Below are 20,081 nucleotides of genomic sequence, written 5' to 3'. Positions count from 1 at the left end.
CTGAGGTGAACAGCCAAAGCGAAAGAGAATATGCGGATGTGGCGGAATTGGCAGACGCGCTAGATTCAGGTTCTAGTGGTAGCGATACCGTGGGGGTTCAAGTCCCTTCATCCGCACCAAAAATCCCGAATGCGAAAGCGTTCGGGATTTTTCCTTTTTCACTATTCACTATTCACTCTTCACAAACTTTTGCCGCCTGCTCGGGATTTTGGAAAGTGAATCGAATTTTTCCTTCATCGCATCAACGCAAACGCCCGGCGGACTGAGCCGGGCGTTTTTCATGCTTTCCCCTGTTTTGCAACTGGCAAATGGTTCAGCCAGGCTCAGCCAGCTTCCACACCATCACCGACGCTGCGCCGGACCGACTGACCACATTGCTGTTGTAGTTCAGCTGCAAAACACTGGTTTCTTCCGCCTGCAGAAGCAAAAAATTTGTTCCGCCCGCGGTGACCAGTGCATCCGCCGTTTTGCCATACACTCCATAAGCCAGCAGCGGGCTGCCCTGCTGCGAAGGGGTCACCTGCAAGTAGCCCGCCTCTTCCAATACGGCGGACAGCGTATACCACACCGCATACCGCCCCGGCTCCAGCAGGATCGCTGTTTCGCCCATCAGCTGGATCTGACCGGTCTCGTCTTCCATACCCGTGACCAGCGGAACTGGTTTCCCATTTTCAAACCGCCGCTCAAAGGCAAAGAAAGAGGCAGCGGCAAGCACGCTGTTTTCCCCTTGCGGACCTGGTTCTCCCTGCGGCCCCCGGCAGCAGCAACAGCCCGGACGCGGGCGAGGACACTGCCGCTCCCCTTCCTGTCTGCTGTGCTCCGGTCGATTGCATCTCATCATATCGTCCCCCCATTGTTCTGATCTGGATGCCCCAGCCTATGCGTCATTTGAACGGATGGTGCAGCCTGGCTCGAAAGAACGCACATTCTGTCCGTTTGGCCCCTTTTCCCTCCTTTGTAAATATGATATGATAAGTCTGCCCGGCCAGCCGCCGGGCGGTTACAGAATCAATCCTCAAAGGAGAACCTTTATGAAACAGTTTTTGAAGGAATTCAAGGAATTCGCCATGCGCGGCAATGTGATCGACATGGCCGTCGGCGTTGTGGTTGGCGGCGCGTTCAGCAAAATCGTGACCAGCCTGGTGAACGATGTGGTCATGCCGCTGATCAGCCTGGCCACCGGTCAGGTGAACTTCACCGTTCTTTCCTATGTATTCCGTGCAGGCGGCAACGAGGTGGTGCTGGCCTACGGCAACTTCATCCAGACGGTGGTGGAATTCATCATCCTGGCCTTCTGCGTGTTCTGCGCAGTGAAGCTGATGACCAAGCTGCGCATCGAGAAAAAGAAGGAGGACGCTGCCCAGACCCCTGCCACACCTCCCGCTCCCACCAGTGAGGAACTGCTGACCGAAATCCGCGATCTGCTGCGGGCCCAGGCAGAACAGCACGCCTCTAAGAATTGACATACCGGCCCCGGTTTTGGAAATTTGCGAAACCGGGGTATTTTTTGTCTCTTCTGCGGGGATTTGCTCTGGAACAGGCTTTACTTTTGGGCGGTTTCGCTTTATTCTTATAATAACAAGCAAGAACGGCCCTGCCGCGGCGGGGCCGATTTTTCAGGGAGCGTTATTGTTATGAATGAACAACCGATCGTATTCTGCAAGGGCGGCGGCTGCACCGCCAAGCTGGGCCCCGGCGCGCTGGCCCATGTGCTGGAAAAGCTGCCCCCCTTTACCGACCCGAACCTGCTGGTGGGCTTTGACCACTCGGACGACGCCGCCGTCTACAAGCTCACCGACGACATCGCCATGGTACAGACGCTGGACTTCTTCCCGCCCATGGTGGAGGACCCTTACATCTTCGGCCAGATTGCCGCGGCCAACGCCCTCAGTGACATCTACGCCATGGGCGGCACGGTAAAAACCGCGCTGAACATCGTGTGCTTCCCCGAAAAGATGGACCTGAACATTCTGGGCCGCATTTTGCAGGGCGGCGCGGAGAAGGTGCGGGAGGCAGGCGGCATCCTGGCGGGCGGCCATTCCATCGCGGACAGTGATGTGAAATACGGCCTGTCGGTCACCGGCATCATCCACCCGGACAAGGTGCTGGAGAACAACGCCTGCCAGCCCGGCGACGCGCTGATCCTCACCAAACCCCTGGGCGTGGGCATCGTGTGCACCGCCAGCCGGGTGAGCCAGGCCAGCGAGGAAGCAATGGCGGCGGCTATTTCCAGCATGACCACTCTGAACAAATACGCCTCCGAGGCGCTGGCACCCTTTGAGCCCCACGCCTGCACCGACGTGACCGGCTTCGGCCTGCTGGGCCATCTGAACGAGATGCTGGCCGGGCGCTGCGGCGCACAGCTGCACTGGAAGGCGTTGCCCCACATTCCCCAGGCCCTGGAATACGCGGACGAGTTCCTGCTCACCGCGGCCGCCCAGCGCAACCGGAACCATCTGGAGGGCAAGGTGGAGTTTGAATCCGCCCCCTTCGCGGTGGAGGAGCTGCTCTTCGACCCCCAGACCTCCGGCGGTCTGCTGGTCAGCGTTCCCGCAGATCGGGCCGAGGAAGCCCTGGCCGCCGTGCAGGCTCTGGGCCTTGGCTGCGGCATCATCGGCTATGTGACCAACGAGCATCCCGGTGTTATCCGCGTCACGGAATGACCCCTATTCACTTTTCACTCTTCACTGGAATCGAGGTTTTATAAAATGCAATATCAGGTAAACGCCATGGGCAAACCCTGCCCCATCCCCGTTGTGGAAACCAAAAAGGTGCTGGCCCAGATGAGCGCGGGCGACACCGTGACCGTATCGGTGGATAACGCCATCGCGGTGCAGAATCTTTTGAAGATGGCCGGCCAGAAAAAGCTGGCCGCCGAAAGCCGTACCCTGGCCTCCGACCACTACGAGGTCGTACTGGCCCTCACTGAAGAAAGCCTGGCCGCCGCGCAGGCTCCCGCAACGGAAGAGGCCCCCGCCTGCATTCCGGATGCTCGCGCCAAGGGCACTGTGGTGGTGCTGTCCAGCGATGAAATGGGCAGCGGCGACCCGGTGCTGGGCAAAGCGCTGATGAAGGCCTTCGTCTACGCCCTCACCGAGCAGGACATTCTGCCGGACACCATTCTGCTGTACAACGGCGGGGCCAAGCTCTCGGTGGAGGGCGCGCCCACGCTGGCCGATCTGAAGCTGCTGGAAAGCCAGGGTGTGGAGATCATGACCTGCGGCACCTGCCTGAACCACTACGGTCTCACTGAGCAGATGGCGGTGGGCAGCGTGACCAACATGTACGCCATTGCGGAGAAGCTGATGGGTGCGGCCCGGGTGGTCCGGCCGTGATCTATCTGGACAACGCCGCCACCAGCCTGCACCGGCCCGACTGCGTGGTGCAGGCGGTGGCCGAAGCCATGAACGGGATGGGCAACTGCGGCCGGGGCGCACATGCAGCAAGCCTGGCCGCCGGGCGCACCATTCACGAAGCCCGCAGCCGCATCGACCGGCTGTTCCACGGCTATGGCGCTCAGCAGGTGGCCTTCACCGCCAATTCCACCGCGGCGCTGAACATTGCCATCTCCAGCCTGCTGGCAGAGGGCGGGCACGCCATTGCCACCGCGCTGGACCACAACAGCGTATTGCGCCCGCTTTATCGCAGCGGGGCGGAGCTGACCATTCTGCCTACGGACGAAAACGGCCGTCTCTCGCTGGAGGGATTGGAAGCCACTTTCCGGCCGGACACCAAGCTGGTGGTCTGCACCCACGCCTCCAACGTGACTGGCGATCTGGTGGACATTGGCCGCATCGGTGCGGCCTGTGCTGCCCATGGAGTGCCCTTTGTTCTGGATGCCTCCCAAACGGCGGGCTGCTTTGCCATCGACATGCAGGCCATGGGCATCGACGTACTCTGCTTCACCGGCCACAAAAGCCTGCTGGGCCCCCAGGGCACCGGCGGACTGTGTGTTTCGCCCCGGCTGCGGCTGTCTCCCCTTTACGTGGGCGGCAGCGGCGTACACAGCTTTGACCGGGAGCATCCCGCTCAGATGCCCACCGCACTGGAAGCAGGCACCTTGAACGGTCACGGCATTGCCGGACTGGCGGCAGCACTGGAATGGCTGGAAGAAACCGGCCTGGATGTGATTCGCCGCCGGGAACAGGCCCTGGCAAACCGGTTTTACCAGGGTGTAAAAGACCTGCCCGGAGTGAAATGCTACGGGGATTTTTCCACCGCCGAGCGTTCGCCCATCGTGGCGCTGAACCTGGGTGACTGGGATTCCTCGCTGGTGAGTGATGAGCTGGCCCAGCGGTTCGGCATTCTCACCCGCCCGGGGGCCCACTGCGCACCTCTGATCCATGAAGCCCTGGGCACGGTGGCCCAGGGTGCGGTGCGGTTCAGCTTCGGCTATTTCAACGCGGAAGAAGAGGTGGACGCGGCTATTCGCGCCGTGGACACCCTTTGCAGGGAGGAAGAATGAGACCCAGAAGCCTACAGCTTGTGATCGCCTTTGACACCACCGCGGCGGCCCTCGCCTTTGAGGCCGCCGCTCCCGCGGCGGGCCTGACCGGTCGGCTGATCCCGGTGCCCACCGCCATCACAGCAGGCTGCGGCCTTGCCTGGCGGGACGACCCCGCCAGCCGGGACGCCGCCAGTGCCCTGCTGGCCCGGGAGGGCATTGCAGGGGCCAGCCTATATGAGCTGATCATCTAATGATTCAACATTCCATATTCACACGCAGCGCTCATGCAACAGCGCTGCGTTTTTTGTTACCCCTCTGTGCAACTCTTTCGGAATTAGGGCTTCTTTTTTTGTTCGTTTTCATGTATAATAGATTGGTCTATACCGACTTTTCAAAATTTATTTCAAGCATACTGTTCTATTATAAGAAAACGAAGGATAAGCGAGGTTATTATGCTTTCTGTAAATGACGTAAGTTTGCAGTTTCAGGGCAACTATCTGTACAAGAATGTGAACCTGAATTTTGTGCCGGGCAACTGCTACGGTATCATCGGTGCCAACGGCGCCGGTAAGTCCACCCTGCTGAAGATCATCTCCGGCGTGATCGAGCCCACCAGCGGCAGTGTGTCCATCGGTCCGGATGACCGGATGAGCGTGCTGGAACAGGACCACTACAAGTATGACGAGTTCTCGGTGATGGAGACCGTCATCATGGGCAACCGCCGCCTGTACGACATCATGAAGGAAAAGGACGAGCTGTATGCCAAGGAGGATTTCTCCGAGGCGGACGGCGAGCGCGCCGGTGAGCTGGAAGCGGAATTTGCCGAGATGGGCGGCTGGGATGCCGAGACCGAGGTCAACCAACTGCTGAGCGGCCTGGGCCTGCCCACCGACCTGCACTACGCCCAGATGGACGCGCTGGACGGCCGCCAGAAGGTGAAGGTGCTGCTGGCACAGGCCCTGTTCGGCCAGCCCTCCATCATCCTGCTGGACGAGCCCACCAACGGCCTGGACATTGAGTCCATCGACTGGCTGGAAGAGTTCCTGATGGATTACTACGGCACCATCATCGTGGTCAGCCACGACCGTCACTTCCTGAACGCCGTGTGCACCCACATCGTGGACATCGACTACAATAAGGTGCAGATGTACGCGGGCAACTACGATTTCTGGTACGAGTCCAGCCAGCTGATGCAGCAGCTGATCCGCAACCAGAACAAGAAGAAGGAAGAGAAGATCAAGGAGCTGCAGTCCTTCATTCAGCGCTTCTCCGCCAACAAGTCCAAGTCCAAGCAGGCCACCAGCCGCAAAAAGATTCTGGACTCCATCCAGCTGGAGGAGATGCCCGCTTCCTCCCGCCGTTATCCCTTCGTGGGCTTTGACCCGGAGCGTGAGGCCGGAAAGGATATTCTGTTCGTGCAGGGTCTGACTAAAACCGTGGACGGTGTGAAGGTTCTGGACAACGTGACCTTCACCATGAACAAGAACGACAAGATCGCTCTGGTGGGCGACAACGAGGTGGGCATGACCGCCCTGTTCAAGATCCTGATGGGCGAGATGGAGCCGGATTCCGGCAGCTTCAAGTGGGGCGTTTCCACTAGCCAGAGCTACTTCCCTCAGGACAACTCCGCCTTCTTCGACGGCTTCGAGGGCAACCTGATCGAGTGGCTGCGCCAGTACAGCCCGGACCCCACCGAGACCTTCCTGCGCGGTTTCCTGGGCCGGATGCTCTTCTCCGGTGACGAGGTCTACAAGCCTGCGTCGGTGCTGAGCGGCGGCGAGAAGGTGCGCTGCATGCTCTCCCGCATGATGATGGCCCACTCCAACATTCTGGTGCTGGACCAGCCCACCAACCACCTGGATCTGGAAAGCATCCAGGCGCTGTCCAACGGCCTGGCTTCCTTCAAGGGCAACCTGCTCTTCTCTTCTCACGACCACCAGTTCATCGACGAGATCGCCAACCGGATCATCGAGATTCCCCTGGGTCAGGAGGGCTGCCTGGACCGCACCGGCAGTTTTGAGGAATTCCTGGCCTGGAAGAAGGAGCGGGGCCTGTAAGCCGGGTCTTCTTCCCTTCTTCGTTCCATAAAACACAAAAAAGCAGCACCCGCCTCCGGAAGTTCCGGAGGCGGGTGCTGCTTTTATTGGAGGTTGGAATGGCTGTTAACGTTGTCTGCGAGGCATGGTCCAGGCATTGTGGTCGGTGTGGAGCAGCTGGTGTGCCCGATGGCTCATGGGCTCGCCCAGATAATCGGCATACAGCCGCCGCACATCCGGATTCTCGTGGGAGAAGCGCAGCGCGGCGCTGCTGTCCAGCGCGTAGAGATTTTTGCCGCGTTCAAAGGCAAGTTCCTCACCGTCGTGGATGGGCTGACCGCCGCCGCCCACACAGCCGCCGGGGCAGGCCATGACTTCCACGAAGTCATAGGCCACTTCGCCCTTTTCAATCTGCTCCAGCAAGCGACGGGTGTTGCCCAGACCGCTTACCACGGCAGTGCGCACCACAGCGTCGCCCAGATGGAACTCAGCAGTGGTTACGCCGGTGCCCTGGCCCTGGCTGCGCACCTGCTTAAAGGCGTCCGCGGGCGGGTTCTCGCCCATCACCACATAGTAGGCGGTACGCAGGGCGGCTTCCATTACGCCGCCGGTGGCGCCGAAGATCACGCCTGCACCGCTGCCTGCCTGCATCAGAGCATCGCAGGGACGGTCGACCAGGGTGTCCGGCCGGATGTGGGCCGAGCGCATCATGCGCACCAGCTCACGGGTGGTGAGCACCGCGTCCACATCGTGGCCCGCGTACTCGCCGTCGAACAGCTCCATGTTCCGCTCGCCCTTCTTGGCCACACAGGGCATGATGGACAGGGTGTAGATGTCCTCGGGAGAGCGGCCGATGGACTGTGCAAAGTAGGATTTCATCACCGCGCCGAACATCTGCTGGGGGCTCTTTGCGGTGGACAGCTGCGGCACCAGGTGAGGATACTGGGACTTGATGAACCGAATCCAGCCCGGGCAGCAGGAGGTGAACATGGGCTTCTCCTTGGTCTCGCCGCGGGTGAAGCGGCCCAGGAACTCGGTGCCTTCTTCCATGATGGTCAGGTCGGCGGAGAAGGTGGTGTCGAACACATAGTCCACACCCATCCGCTTGAGGCTGTCCATGATCTTGCCCACGGTGGCCTCGTCCCGGGCAAGGCCCAGCTGCTCGCCCCAGGCCGCGCGAACGGCGGGGGCAACCTGCGCCACCACGACCTTCTTCGGGTCGGCGATGGCCTGCCAGACCTGCTCCGTGTCGTCGCGCTCATGCAGCGCGCCCACCGGGCAATGGGTGATGCACTGGCCGCACAGCGAGCAATCCGCCTCGCCGATGGTGCGGTGACCGGTGACGTTGATGGTGGAACGGGAACCGGTGCCTTCCAGATCCCAGATGTTCAGGCTCTGGACCTTATCGCAGATCTGCACGCAGCGCATGCACTTGATGCACTTGGCGGAATCCCGGATCAGGGGGAAATTCTGGTCCCAGGGCTGACGCTCCAGACGCTCCTCAAAGGGCAGCTCGTGGATGTTCAGATCGCTGGCAATGTTCTGCAGCGCACAGTTACCGTTGCGGAAGCAGGTGGCGCACTTGCAGTCGTGCTGGGAAAGAATCAGCTGCACAGTGTTGCGCCGGTCGCGGCGGACCTTGGGGCTGTTGGTGTAGATCACCATACCCTCTTCCACCACGTTATTGCAGGCGGTGATCAGCCGCTCCTTGCCTTCCAGCTCCACCACGCACACGCGGCAGGCGGCGATCTCGTTGATTTCCTTCAAAAAGCACAGCTTGGGGATTGCGATATTATTCTGCGCGGCCGCCTCCATGATGGTCGTGCCCTTGGGCGCGCGGATGGCCAGCCCGTCAATTGTCAGGTTTACCATACCTTTTCTCTTCCTCCTTTGAACAGACCGAAGCCGAAGTGATCGCAGCGCAGGCAGCGTCCGGCCTCCTGGCAGGCTTCCTTATCGGTCATGCAGTTTTCCACGCCCTCGAAATCATGAACACGCTCACAGGCCTGGCGCTCGGTGAGCTCCACGCGGCCGCAGGGGCTCTTGTCGGCCAGATCGGGCTCGGGGATCTCCACGTCGCAGGTGATTTTGTGGTTGTAGCCCAGGTATTCGTCGATGTTGGCCGCCACGACCTTGGCCGCCGCAATGGCCTTGATCACAGTGGCAGGACCAGTGGCGCAGTCGCCGCCGGCGAACACGCCGGGAATGTCGGAGAAGCCGCCGGAATTTTCGGTGAGGATCTTGCCCCGCTCCACCGGCAGGCCGGCCTCCTGGAAGTGCTTGGTCTCGATGCTCTGGCCCACCGCCACGATGAGGGTGGTGCAGGGAATGAACTGCTCCTCTTCCCCACTGGCCTTCACGCTGGCGCGGCCGTCGCGGATGGCGCTGATCATCTGAGGTGTGGTCCACAGGCCCTTCACATGGCCGTTTTCATCGGTCTCGATGCGGGAGGGAGCCTGCAGGGTGCGAATCTCCACGCCTTCCGCCATGGCGCCCTCGATCTCGGCGGGCAGAGCGGTCATATCCGCCACGCGGCGGCGGTAGACAATGCTCACCTTCTTGGCGCCCAGGCGCACGGCGGTGCGCACCGCGTCCATGGACACGTTGCCGCCGCCCACAACGGCCACTTCCTGGCCGTTCAGGTCCATGGGCTCGCCCTGGCCCACGGTGCGCAGGAACTCCACTGCAGAGACCACGCCGGGGGCGTCCTCGTGCTCCATGCCCAACTTCTTATCGGTGCTGGCGCCGATGCTCACCAGCACAGCGTCGTAGGTTTTGCGCAGCTCTTCGATGGTGATATCCCGGCCGATGCGCTTGCCGAATTCCACCTGCACGCCGGTCTCCAGAATGGCCTGGATGTCATCGTCCAGCCGCTCCTTGGGCAGACGGTAGTTGGGGATGCCGTAGCGCAGCATGCCGCCCAGCTGAGGCAGCATCTCGAACACGGTCACCTGATGGCCCATCAGCTGCAGATAGTAAGCAGCGGACAGGCCGCCGGGGCCGCCGCCCACCACGGCGACGGTCTTGCCGGTGGAGGGAGCGTTCTTCGGCGGGGGAACATGGCCCGCACGGTCAGCCGCGACCCGCTTCAGGCCGCGGATGTTGATGGCGTCGTCCACCATGTTGCGGCGGCAGCGGGCTTCGCAGGGGTGCTCGCAGATAAAGCCGCAGGTGGTGGGGAACGGGTTGTCCTTGCGGATCAGGCGGATCGCATCCGCATGACGGCCTTCGCGGACCAGGGCAATGTAGCCGGGGATGTCCACATGAGCCGGGCACAGGGTGACACAGGGCACCGGCTGGCTGTAAGTACAGGTACAACGGCCCACCCGAATGTGCTGCTCGTAGTCGTCACGGCAGCCGATCAGGCTCTGGTAAACCATGCGGGCCGCCTCGTAGCCGATGGCACAGTCGGCGGATTCCATGATGGAAAGGGCCGTGTTCTCCATCAGGGTCAGGGTCTCCATGGTGGCCTTGCCGTTCAGCACGTCTGTGATCAGGTGCTTGAGCTGCAACAGGCCGATGCGGCAGGGCGCGCACTTGCCGCAGGTTTGCGCGTGGCACAGTTCCAGGAACGCGCGGGTGAGGTCCACCGGGCAAAGACCCGGAGGACTGGCCTCAATGCGGCGTTCCAATTCCTTGTACAACTGTTCGATCACCAATTGCGACCTGCTAGGGGTCGGCATTTCCAATCTGCTCATACCATCCTCCGCAAAAGTAATACTTTTATTTTCTGGTTTGATTTTACCACAACAAAGTATCCGGGGCAATAAATGATAATTTTAAAACAAGTTTTTGAAAACTTTTCGTGCAAACCGAACAATTAGTGTTTTTGTTTTCTGTGCAATTTTTTAGATCTTTTCTGCATTTTTATAAAAAAATGGGGCTTTTCCCTCTTCATTCTAGAGGAAAAAGCCCCATTTTGCAATGGTCTCAAAGAAATGCTTGTGATATTTTTCTCAGACTTTGTTGCTGTAGAGCGGAGTCACATAGCTGCCGTCGAAGCAGGCAGTGCACAGACCCTGGCAACCGCAGGCCTGCTTCAGGTCATCCACGCTCAAAAAGCGCAGGGAGTCTGCGCCCAGCACCTTGGCCAGCACGTCCGGCTCCAGGCTGGCGCTGGCCAGCTCGGCCCGGGTGGACATATCCACGCCGTAGAAGCAGGGATACTTGATGGCCGGAGCAGCGATGCGCAGGTGCACCTCGGTGGCGCCCGCCTGACGCAGCAGGGCCACGATCCGCTTGGAGGTGGTGCCGCGCACGATGGAGTCGTCCACCAGGACCACCCGCTTGCCCCGCACCACCGGCACGTTGGCGGACAGCTTGAGCCGCACACCCAGATCGCGCTGGGCCTGGGTGGGCTGGATGAAGGTACGGCCCACATAGCGGTTCTTGATCAGGCCCATCTCGTTGGGCAGGCCGATGGCCTCGCTGTAGCCCGCCGCAGCGGACAGGGAGGAATCCGGCACGCCCACCACGATGTCGGCCTTGAAGAAGTTGTCCAGGTCCTCCTGAGCCAGCAGGCGGCCGCACTCACGTCGCACGCCGTGCACGTTCTGCCCCTCCAGCACCGAGTCCGGGCGGGAGAAGTAGATGTATTCCATGGCACACAGGTTGCAGCTGGTCTCCTCGGTGTAGAAGCAGCTCTCCAGACCGGCGGCGGAGATCTTCACGATCTCACCGGGGCGCACGTCCCGCACCAGATGCGCGCCCACGATGTCGAAGGCGCAGCTCTCGCTGGAAACACACCAGCCGTCGCCCTGCTTGGCCAGCGACAGGGGCCGCAGGCCATTCTTGTCTCGCACGGCGTAGAGATTCTTTTCGGTAAGAATCAAAAAGGCGAAGGCGCCGTCCAGACGGTTGCAGGCCTGCTTGATCTTCTCGATGAGCGGGCCCTTGGTGCCCTGCAGCAGGTGCAGGATAATCTCGCTGTCCGACGAGCCCCAGAAGATACTGCCCTTGTCCTCCAGCTCCTTGCGCAGCTCGGCGGCATTGGCGATCTGACCGTTGTGGGCCACCGCCAGCGCGCCGCCGTTGGCCAGGCGGGATACGATGGGCTGCACGTTTTCCACCTCGCCGCCGCCGGCAGTGCCGTAGCGCACATGGCCGATGGCGTTCTTGCCGGTCATTCCGTCCAGATCATTGCGGCCGAACACATCGCTCAGCAGGCCCTTGCCCTTCCGGCAGCGCACGGTCTTGCCGTCTGCCACGGCGATGCCCGCGCCCTCCTGGCCGCGGTGCTGCAGCGCATGCAGGCCGAAATAAGTCAGATGTGCCGCGTCGCTCTGGCGGTATACGCCAAACACACCGCATTCCTCGTGCAGACCCTTATCCAGATACTCTCCCATAGTGTTACTTTTACCCCCTTGAAACAGATAAACCGGCCCGGTAATGATTACCGGGCCGGCGCATTTATAAACAGTTACTCACGCACCAGGTATGCGTCGCGGGCAGCGCCCACAGAAACATACTTGATCTTGCAGCCAACGGCCTTTTCCAGATACTCCACATAGTCCTTGGCGGCCTGGGGCAGGCTCTCCCAGGTGCGGCAGGCAGTGATATCGCAGTGCCAGCCGGGCAGGTACTTCACCACCGGCTTGGCGTTGTCCAGCGCTTCGCCCATGGGGAAGCGGTCGACCTCTTCCCCGTTCACCAGGTACTTGTCCACCACGGGGATCTCTTCCATATAATCCAGCACATCCAGCAGGGTAAGAGCCAGCTCGTCCGCGCCCTGGCAGAACACGCCGTAGCGGCTTGCCACCACATCGAAGGGACCCACACGGCGGGGACGGCCGGTGGCCGCGCCGAACTCATGGCCCGCCTCACGCAGGGCGTTCTTCTCTTCCTCGGTCATGGCCAGCTCGGCGGTGAAGGGGCCCTCGCCCACGCAGCTGGAGTAGGCCTTCATGATGCCGATGCTCTTGTGCAGCTTGTGGCCGGGGATGCCCGCGCCGATGGGCGCGTAGCTGCCGATCACATTGGAAGAGCTGGTGAAGGGGTAGATGCCGAAGTCGATGTCGCGCAGCGCGCCCAGCTGAGCCTCGAACAGGATCTTCTGGCCCTCGCGGTCCGCCTTATCCAGGAAGGCGCCCGCGTCGCAGATGTAATCCTTGAACAGCTCGGCGTACTTCTGGCACCAGGCCCACATCTCTTCCAGGTCGATGGGCTGCTGGCCGTAGACTTTTTCCATGGTCAGGTTCTTCCACTCCACGATGGTGGCCAGCCGGTCCTTCACGGACTGGTCCAGGTTGAGCAGATCGCCCATGCGCAGAGTCTTCTTCATGAACTTGTCGCCGTAGGAGTAGGCGATGCCCCGGCGGGTGGAGCCGAACTGGTTGCCGCTCTTGGACAGGCGGTCCTCCTCCAGGCCGTCCTCCGCCACATGGTAAGGCATGCAGATGGTGGCCCGGTCGCTGATCTTCAGATGGCTGGGATCGATCTGGATGCCCTGCGCCCGCAGTGCGGCGATCTCCTTCTCCAGATGGGCGGGGTCGATGACCATGCCGTTGCCCATAACGCACACCACGTCCGGCCGCAGAATGCCGCTGGGCAGCAGATTCAGCACGAACTTTCCTTCGGGGGTGACCACGGTGTGGCCGGCGTTGTTGCCGCCCTGATAGCGTACCACGATGTTGTATTCCTGGCTGAGCAGGTCCACCATGCGGCCCTTGCCCTCGTCGCCCCAGTTGATTCCGGTGATTGCAGTTAACATAAATCCCTTGCTCCTTTGTCCCTTGGCTGATTGCCTCAAAGCCTGGCCGCTTTGCAGCTGCGCGGCCAGACGAGCCTTTCACACAAACAAAGACGCCCACAATCTGCCTTTGCAGCGCTTTGTGAACGTCTTTATTCACTTTAAAATTCTACCATCCCGGCGGGGGCCATGTCAATAATTTGCCAGAAATGCGCCGCTTATTTTTTCTGAATGCTCTTCCCTTCTGCGCGGCAGAGCGGGCGTTTTTGCTCTGTTCCGTCCGCAAAAAAGCGGCCCGCCCTGTGGTTTACACACAGGGGCGGGCCGCTTTGCTATTCCGGGATCATCCCGTCAGTGGAAGATCAGGCCTTTTTCGGCTCGGCTTCCGCGGAGGGGAAGATGATCTTGTTGACGAAGAAGAATACCACCATGGAAATGCCGCCGTTGAGCACGGTGGTGCCGATGTTGTAAATGAAGTCCGGCACCAGCAGACCGGCCACAGCCACCCAGATGCAGTTGATGGAGTTCACGATGCAGGTAATGATGCAGAACGCCACCAGATACCAGGCAATCTGCGGACCCAGCTTGCCGTGAGAACGGAACACAAAGTTGCGCTGGATGGGGAAGTTGATGCACTCGCCGATCACCATAGCAACCATGTAGGCACAGAAGTAGGCAAGGCCGCCGTGCGCCTGGTCGTAGCCCAGGATGTTCCACTCAAAGGTCTCGCCGAACAGGGTCAGCGGGATGCCGGGCCAGCCGAAACTGGCGTCGCCCAGACCGGCAAAGGCGGCGGGCAGGAACTGCAGCATCAGGTATTTGAACACGGTGATCAGATTGCTGACGATCACGAACAGGCCGCCCTCACGGACCCATTTGGCTGCCGCCGGATGCTTGGCAGCAAAATCATTCCAGAAATTCATTTATCTATATCCCCCTCAATTTTATCAGACTCCACTGGTCTGCTCCGTTTTACTTCTGCGCCTTGCGGCCGGCAAAGAATGCCTTGATCAAACCGCCCAGACCCTTGAAGAAGTGGCCGTTCACCATGGTCACCATGCAGCGGGCCATATCCATGGTCACCGCGCCGCCAGTCATCTTGGCAATGCCGCGGAAGGGCATGTTGTAGATGAACAGGATGTTCAGATCCGGCTCACCTTTGGCGATGCTCTTGTCTTTCAGATGGGTCAGGATCTTGTAGACTAGACGGGCCAGCGGGCTCTTGGCGTAGTACATCTGGCAGATGGCATCGTTCATGCCCAGCAGGCCGCTGGCGTCCCAGCCGGATTCCGGAATGGGATGACCCAGCAGAGCTTCGAACTGCGCATCGGGCACCTGAGTGACCTTGCCGGTGTAGTAGCATTCCAGCTGAGCGGGATCGTAGGGGCAGGCAGCGCCAGTGCCCTGTACGGTGACCTCGCCCTCCAGGCGGATATCGGCCACGCTGGCGCCCACCATCAGCTGGTACACGCCGCCCTCCACCTGCCAGGAGTCGGTCTTCACATCAAAGTAACGGAAGGCCTTGTCGTCCAACTGGATGGTTACGGTCTTGCTCTCGCCCGCCTTTAGGAACACCTTGGCGAAGCCCTTCAGCTCCTTGGCAGGGCGGAACACCTTGCCACCTTTGCAGCCCACATACAGCTGGGCCACCTCGGCGCCGTCCCGCTTGCCGGTATTGGTCAGGGTGAAGGTTACCTCCTTCTCGCTCACCTTCAGGTCGCTGTACGCGAAGGTGGTGTAGGACAGGCCGAAGCCGAAGGGGAACCGCACCGGCACGCCGGCGGTCTCGTAGTAGCGATAGCCCACATACAGGCCCTCGCGGTATTCACTGGTGCGCTCCAGGCCCGGGTAGTAGGGGCTGGAGGGGTTTTCCTCACAGGTCATGGGGTAGCTCTCGGCCAGCTTGGCGCTGGGGTTCACCTGGCCGGTGATCACACGCAGTACCGCACCCGCGCCTGCCTGACCGCCTAGGTAGCCATGGACCAGAGCCTTGCAGCGGTTCAGCCAGGGCATCTCAACCGGGCTGCCTGCAGACAGTACCACCACCAGATTGGGGTTCACCTCGGCCACGGCTTCCAGCAGCTCCACCTGGTTTTCCGGCATCCGCATGTGATCCCGGTCCAGGCCCTCGGTCTCGCTGATCTCAGGCAGGCCCACATACAGCAGAACCACGTCTGCCTTCTTGGCCAGCTCCACAGCCTCCATCTTCAGGGCCTCATCGTGTTTGTTGTTGCGCTGGTAGCCCTGGGCATAGCCCACAGACTGCAGCGGCATGCCCGCCAGCAGCTCATTGGCGGTGTCCAGCTTGGTGGGGTTCACCAGGCTGGAGCCGGCGCCCTGGTAACGGGGCTTCTGGGCAAACTCGCCGATCACGGCCACCTTAGTGCCCTCGGCCAGAGGCAGGATGTCTCCCTCGTTCTTCAGCAGCACCACGGTCTCCTCAGCGGCATGGGCGGCCAGCTGATGGTGACCTTCCTTGTCGAACTCCTTGCCTGCAGCGGGAGCGTTGATGGTGGAGAACACCAGACGCAGGAACTCATCCACACGCTGGTCCAGCAAATCCATGCTCAGACGGCCTTCCTTGACCGCGGCCACCAGTTCACGGTCGCTGTCGCCGCCGGTGCCGGGCATTTCCAGATGGCTGCCCACGCGGACACCTTCCACGTGGTCGTTGGAGCCGCCCCAGTCGGTGACAACAGCACCCTGGTAGCCCCAGTCGTTCACCAGAACCTCCTGCAGCAGGTGCTTACTCTCGTTGGCGTAAACGCCGTTGATCTTGTTGTAGGCGCTCATGATGGTCTTGGGCTGGCCTTCCTTTACGGCGATTTCAAAGCCGGTGAGGTAGATCTCGCGGAAGGTACGCTCGTCCATCACGCTGTCATTGGCCATGCGGCGCAGCTCCTGGCTGTTGGCGGCGAAGTGCTTGGGGCAGGCGGAGATGCCGTTCTCCTGTACACCGCGCACGAAGGCGGCGGCCATCTTGCCGCTCAGATAAGGGTCTTCGGAGAAGTACTCGAAGTTACGGCCGCACAGCGGGCTGCGCTTGATGTTCAGGCCGGGGCCCAGCAGCACGTTCACATCCAGGCTGGCAGCTTCTTCACCCACCAGACGGCCCACCTCCTGGCTCAGCTCCGGATTCCAGCTGTTGGCCATGGTGGCAGCGGTGGGCAGGCAGGTGGCGGGTACACTGGCATTCAGGCCCAGGTGATCGCCTGCGCCCATCTGCTTGCGAACGCCGGTGGGACCGTCGGACAGAAAGATGCTGGGGATGCCCAAGCGCTCGATGGGACGGGTGGTCCATACATCCCGGCCGGACAACAGACTGCACTTTTCCTCCAGAGTCATCTGATCGATCAAATCTTTGTACTTCATGGGCTTAACTCCTTTGCTCTCTAGCGCCCGCCTTGGGGCGTGGTTGGTCCATTGGCTGGTTCCCACAAAGCAGTTTTGAAGAAAACCGCTCTCTGGGAGCCGGCCATGACCGGGGCCCCGCATGATTTACACGGGGCCCCGGCATTACGGCCGGTCAGTTACCGGTTATTGTGCTTCGAAGGAAGCTTGGAAAGCATTACGCTTCGGTGTTGGCCTGAGCCTGGGCTTCCTGCGCCTTGCGGCGGCTGTAGCCCTTAACGGTGCGAACCTCCAGCACGACCAGCACAGCAGCCAGCACAACGTCGATGGCAATGGCGGCGATCTGCCAGGTGGGCATACCGGGGTTCAGGTTCTCTTCCATGTAAGCGCGGCTGTTCACCACGGTGTACAGGATGTTCTTACATGCCTGACGGGCAGCCAGAATGCCGGTGGCGCTGGTGGTGTCGGTCAGGTAGTTGGTCTCGGTGGGATAGTTCACCAGACAGAAGTCGGTGCCGTTGCGAATGCCCTGGTCAGCATCCATGTAGCCGTACACGCCGAAGTAGTCGGTCAGAACCATGCCCACGAAGCCCCACTCGTCACGCAGGACGATGTTGCACAGGGCGTTGGAAGCGCCGGCCCACTCGGTACCCACGTAGTTGAAGGAGGACATTACGGCATCTGCGCCGCCTTCCTTCACGGAGAGCTCGAAGGGCTTCAGGTAAATTTCGCGGATAGACTGCTCGTTGGCCCAGGTGCACAGCATGCTGTTGCGGTTGGTTTCCTGGTCGTTCAGAGCGTAGTGCTTGATGTAAGCGTACACGCCGTGCTCCTCAGCACCCTGGACGGCCTGGGCAGCCAGCTTGCCGCTCAGCACGCCGTCCTCAGAGTAGTACTCGAAGTTACGGCCGCTGAAGGCGGAACGATGGATGTTCATGGCGGGAGCATACCAGCCGGAAACATCCAGATCATCAGCCATGCGGCCGATGGAGGAACCGAACTTGTAAACAGTGTCGGTATTCCAGGTGGAAGCCATCAGAACGGTACCGGCGAAGCCGATGGAGCCCTGACCGGTGAAGTTATTGTTGATGGAAGCGGGGCCATCACAGTCGTAGGTCTGAACCTTACCGATGCTGGCCAGAGGAGCGGTCTGGTAACCGCCCATAGCAATCAGTTCGCTCATCTCCGATACGGTCAGCTGATCCAGGAAGGTATCCCACTGAGCGTCGTCGTAAGCTACGCCGCGCATGTCGACCAGCTGCAGGCCATTCTTGGCGCCGGTGGTAGGCATCTGATCGTCGGGATTGTTATAGTTGTTGGGATCGTAGTTCGCGTTGTTCAGGAAGGCAGCCTTATCCTCTTCGGACATGGACATGCTGGCAGGAGCAGCGGTAGCCTCGGCGTAGTTGGCAAAACCGTCAGCGCGGGACAGATAGGTTACGTCGCCTTCCACATTCTCAAACTGGTTGGTGGGAGCGGTCTTGTCGGTACTGCGGCCGTCGCTGTACACGATGGTGCTGGGCACATTGTATACTTCGCTGTCCAAAACAGTGTGGGAGTCGCTGTTGATGCTGATGATGTAATCGCCGGCCTCCAGCACGTAGGCAGCAGCGCCGTAGGTGTCGTAGGAAGCCATATCCTCAGCCTTGAAGCTGATGGTCACAGTCTCGGAAGCGCCGGGCTCCAGGATCTCGGTCTTGTCAAAGGCGACCAGGTTTGCGGAAGCCTTCTCGATGCCGCCGTTGGTGTAGGGAGGATTGTAGTAAACCTCCACAACGGTCTTGCCGGCCACGCTGCCGGTGTTGGTCACGGTCACGTCGAAGCTCAGGGTACCGTCGCTCTCGGTGATGGGGCCCATCTCCTGAGAGAAGGTGGTGTAGGACAGGCCGTAGCCGAAGGGATACACAACGGTGGAGTCGTAGTCGATCAGGCCTTCTGCCGCAGCAGTCTCGTAGAACTTGTAGCCCACGTAGATGCCTTCCACATAGTTCACGAAGCTGGGCAGAGCAGTGCTCTGCTCACCGGTGGAGAAGCTGGTGGTAACCACCGCATGCTCATCCATATTGTCATAAGTAAACTGGCCAAAGTTGTTGGCAGTGGGGGTATTGAACAGATCGTAAACAAAGGTGTCCACGGTCTTACCGGAGGGATTCACCTCACCGGTAAACACCTGGCCCACTGCATTGAAGCCGTTCTGGCCGGGGCAGGGAGCGTACACCGCAGCGTCAACACCGTACTCCTTCAGGAAACCCAGCTCCATAGCGTTGTTGGTGTTGATCAGCACGATCACCTTATCAAAGTTGTCGCAGACCATCTGCAGCATCTCTTCCTCGCGGTTGCTCAGCTGCAGGTAGTGGTCGCCTTCATCCCAGTCATTGCCCTCATTCAGGCTGTCGTCATAAACACCGTTGAAGTAGGAGTTGCCGGTAATGGCATCTCGCTCGAGCCAGCTGCCGTCCACAACAGACACCATATCGGTGGGCATATCGGCGTTCTCACCGCCGGGACGGGAGATCACGACCAGAGCAGTGTCAGAGAATTCCTTGGCGCCGCTCATCAGCTCGTCGGTGTAAGCATTCACGTTGGGCTCGGGCAGAGTCCAATCCTGGGCCCACATGCCAACGCTGGGACGCTCGGCCTGATAGGTCTCGTAGAAGTTCACCAAATCCTCGTTCACATTCAGACCGGCATTCTTCAGACCGGTGATCAGATCAGTCACTTCGTACTGGTCGTTCAGGGCACCGGAACCAACGCCGCCGTAAACGGGAGCGGTGGAAGCCCAGCCGAACACATTCAGATTGGAGCCGCTGGCCAGGGGCAGAGCACCGTTGTTCTCCAGCAGAGTAACACCCTCGCCCACCAGCTCGGTGTTGACCTCATAGGCCTCCGCCATGCTTTCCTCGGTGATGGAACCGCCGCCCATGGCCAGGTTGATCACGGTGAACATGGGGCCAAAGCAGATCAGGTTAACGGTAATGACCAGGGCCAGCAGGATAGCCAGACCGGCCTGGCAGCGAATCATGGCCTTTTTGGCCTTGGGCAGTTTCATACAAGCGATCATGGCAATGATCGCCAGTACCAGAACAACGCCAAATCCGATCAGATGATATTTCATCGAATCAAGAACTTTGATGACGTCATCAATATTGATAGACAGCATTTCGTTTCCTCCTTAAAATGTAAATGCTTGCGTACTCGCCTTTGCAAAAGGCTGTTTCCTGTGCGCGCAGCCACCTTCCTTTCCGGCGCGTCGGCCGCAGTGAATTCCCTGTTTGCACCGCATGGGCTCATCACGCCGCTGTCATTTCACAAGCCGGGCCCCATCTCTTGGCCCTGCCCGTTTTTCTGGATGCATTTTAACACATCCTTTTTACAAATTTCATGGCTTCTTCACAAATCGCAGCTTTTGCGCACAAACGGATTTTCTCTTTATGGATTCCGCACAAATTTCTCCCGCCTGTTTTCGTCACATTCACCAATGACCTTTGACAAGTTACAAAATCATTTCAATTTCGTAAATTCACACAAAAACAGCCCGCGCAGTTTCACTGAACTGTGA

General features: G+C 60.1%; 14 protein-coding genes and 1 tRNA gene. 7 read left to right on the top strand and 8 right to left on the bottom strand.

All coding sequences use genetic code 11. The annotated features are described in order from the left end of the window. Positions 1–32: 32 nt before the first annotated feature. Positions 33–119: transfer RNA gene (locus tag B5G03_RS05155), tRNA-Leu, on the top strand. Positions 120–313: 194 nt separating this feature from the next. On the opposite strand, the gene B5G03_RS05150 is transcribed toward B5G03_RS05155, so the two are convergent. Then, positions 314–715, bottom strand: coding sequence for a hypothetical protein (locus B5G03_RS05150; protein ID WP_087180680.1), 402 nt, complete (start codon positions 713–715; stop codon positions 314–316). A 316-nt stretch (positions 716–1,031) separates the two neighbouring features. Between B5G03_RS05150 and mscL the strand changes: the two genes are divergently transcribed. The 6 genes from mscL to B5G03_RS05120 all read left to right on the top strand — a co-directional run bounded on the left by mscL (position 1,032) and on the right by B5G03_RS05120 (position 6,504). Then, positions 1,032–1,463 (top strand): large-conductance mechanosensitive channel protein MscL, encoded by a 432-nt coding sequence (gene mscL, locus B5G03_RS05145; protein ID WP_087180679.1) that lies wholly within the window; start codon positions 1,032–1,034, stop codon positions 1,461–1,463. A gap of 171 nt (positions 1,464–1,634) precedes the next feature. Further along, positions 1,635–2,663, top strand: a complete 1,029-nt coding sequence (gene selD, locus B5G03_RS05140; protein WP_087180678.1) for a selenide, water dikinase SelD — start codon at positions 1,635–1,637, stop codon at positions 2,661–2,663. A 45-nt stretch (positions 2,664–2,708) separates the two neighbouring features. After that, positions 2,709–3,335: a sulfurtransferase-like selenium metabolism protein YedF gene (gene yedF / locus B5G03_RS05135; protein WP_087180677.1), complete on the top strand. Its 627-nt coding sequence runs from the start codon at positions 2,709–2,711 to the stop codon at positions 3,333–3,335. Further along, on the top strand, positions 3,332–4,465 hold the full coding sequence (locus B5G03_RS05130; RefSeq protein WP_087180676.1) for an aminotransferase class V-fold PLP-dependent enzyme: 1,134 nt from the start codon (positions 3,332–3,334) through the stop codon (positions 4,463–4,465). Before yedF ends, B5G03_RS05130 begins: the two co-directional genes overlap by 4 nt. Then, positions 4,462–4,698 (top strand): putative Se/S carrier protein, encoded by a 237-nt coding sequence (locus tag B5G03_RS05125; RefSeq protein ID WP_087180675.1) that lies wholly within the window; start codon positions 4,462–4,464, stop codon positions 4,696–4,698. Before B5G03_RS05130 ends, B5G03_RS05125 begins: the two co-directional genes overlap by 4 nt. Positions 4,699–4,899: 201 nt before the next feature. Next, positions 4,900–6,504 (top strand): ABC-F family ATP-binding cassette domain-containing protein, encoded by a 1,605-nt coding sequence (locus tag B5G03_RS05120; RefSeq protein ID WP_087180674.1) that lies wholly within the window; start codon positions 4,900–4,902, stop codon positions 6,502–6,504. A 105-nt stretch (positions 6,505–6,609) separates the two neighbouring features. Here the strand turns inward: B5G03_RS05120 and B5G03_RS05115 are convergent, their stop codons facing one another. The 7 genes from B5G03_RS05115 to B5G03_RS05085 all read right to left on the bottom strand — a co-directional run bounded on the left by B5G03_RS05115 (position 6,610) and on the right by B5G03_RS05085 (position 19,682). Continuing rightward, complete coding sequence (locus B5G03_RS05115) at positions 6,610–8,355, bottom strand: [FeFe] hydrogenase, group A (protein ID WP_087180673.1); 1,746 nt, start codon at positions 8,353–8,355, stop codon at positions 6,610–6,612. After that, positions 8,349–10,181: an NAD(P)-binding protein gene (locus tag B5G03_RS05110; RefSeq protein WP_087180672.1), complete on the bottom strand. Its 1,833-nt coding sequence runs from the start codon at positions 10,179–10,181 to the stop codon at positions 8,349–8,351. The genes B5G03_RS05115 and B5G03_RS05110 overlap by 7 nt, the downstream gene beginning before the upstream one ends. A 258-nt stretch (positions 10,182–10,439) precedes the next feature. Next, positions 10,440–11,828 (bottom strand): amidophosphoribosyltransferase, encoded by a 1,389-nt coding sequence (purF, locus tag B5G03_RS05105; protein WP_087180671.1) that lies wholly within the window; start codon positions 11,826–11,828, stop codon positions 10,440–10,442. 74 nt (positions 11,829–11,902) lie between these two features. Beyond that, positions 11,903–13,192 carry an adenylosuccinate synthase gene (locus tag B5G03_RS05100; RefSeq protein ID WP_087180670.1) on the bottom strand — a complete coding sequence of 430 codons (1,290 nt, stop codon included), beginning with the start codon at positions 13,190–13,192 and terminating at the stop codon, positions 11,903–11,905. A 341-nt stretch (positions 13,193–13,533) separates the two neighbouring features. Then, a complete protein-coding gene (locus B5G03_RS05095) occupies positions 13,534–14,094 on the bottom strand; it encodes a GtrA family protein (RefSeq protein WP_087180669.1) in 561 nt (186 codons plus the stop codon). Positions 14,095–14,143: 49 nt separating this feature from the next. Next, positions 14,144–16,543 carry a beta-glucosidase family protein gene (locus B5G03_RS05090; protein ID WP_087180668.1) on the bottom strand — a complete coding sequence of 800 codons (2,400 nt, stop codon included), beginning with the start codon at positions 16,541–16,543 and terminating at the stop codon, positions 14,144–14,146. Between the two features lie 196 nt (positions 16,544–16,739). Beyond that, a complete protein-coding gene (locus tag B5G03_RS05085; RefSeq protein ID WP_087180667.1) occupies positions 16,740–19,682 on the bottom strand; it encodes a beta-glucosidase in 2,943 nt (980 codons plus the stop codon). Between the last annotated feature and the right edge of the window lie 399 nt (positions 19,683–20,081).

Origin of the sequence: Gemmiger sp. An50 (assembly GCF_002161595.1) — a bacterium.
GTDB lineage: Bacteria > Bacillota > Clostridia > Oscillospirales > Ruminococcaceae > Allofournierella.
The sequence above is the reverse complement of the archived record's forward strand: the minus strand, read 5'-3'. Positions and strand labels throughout refer to the sequence as shown.

Bases quoted from the DNA above. Each gene is read 5' to 3' on its own strand.
- mscL (WP_087180679.1), top strand. From the start codon at position 1,032: ATGAAACAGTTTTTGAAGGAATTCAAGGAATTCGCCATGCGCGGCAAT.
- selD (WP_087180678.1), top strand. From the start codon at position 1,635: ATGAATGAACAACCGATCGTATTCTGCAAGGGCGGCGGCTGCACCGCC.
- yedF (WP_087180677.1), top strand. From the start codon at position 2,709: ATGCAATATCAGGTAAACGCCATGGGCAAACCCTGCCCCATCCCCGTT.
- B5G03_RS05125 (WP_087180675.1), top strand. From the start codon at position 4,462: ATGAGACCCAGAAGCCTACAGCTTGTGATCGCCTTTGACACCACCGCG.
- B5G03_RS05120 (WP_087180674.1), top strand. From the start codon at position 4,900: ATGCTTTCTGTAAATGACGTAAGTTTGCAGTTTCAGGGCAACTATCTG.
- B5G03_RS05115 (WP_087180673.1), bottom strand. From the start codon at position 8,355: ATGGTAAACCTGACAATTGACGGGCTGGCCATCCGCGCGCCCAAGGGC.
- B5G03_RS05110 (WP_087180672.1), bottom strand. From the start codon at position 10,181: ATGAGCAGATTGGAAATGCCGACCCCTAGCAGGTCGCAATTGGTGATC.
- purF (WP_087180671.1), bottom strand. From the start codon at position 11,828: ATGGGAGAGTATCTGGATAAGGGTCTGCACGAGGAATGCGGTGTGTTT.
- B5G03_RS05100 (WP_087180670.1), bottom strand. From the start codon at position 13,192: ATGTTAACTGCAATCACCGGAATCAACTGGGGCGACGAGGGCAAGGGC.
- B5G03_RS05095 (WP_087180669.1), bottom strand. From the start codon at position 14,094: ATGAATTTCTGGAATGATTTTGCTGCCAAGCATCCGGCGGCAGCCAAA.
- B5G03_RS05090 (WP_087180668.1), bottom strand. From the start codon at position 16,543: ATGAAGTACAAAGATTTGATCGATCAGATGACTCTGGAGGAAAAGTGC.
- B5G03_RS05085 (WP_087180667.1), bottom strand. From the start codon at position 19,682: ATGCTGTCTATCAATATTGATGACGTCATCAAAGTTCTTGATTCGATG.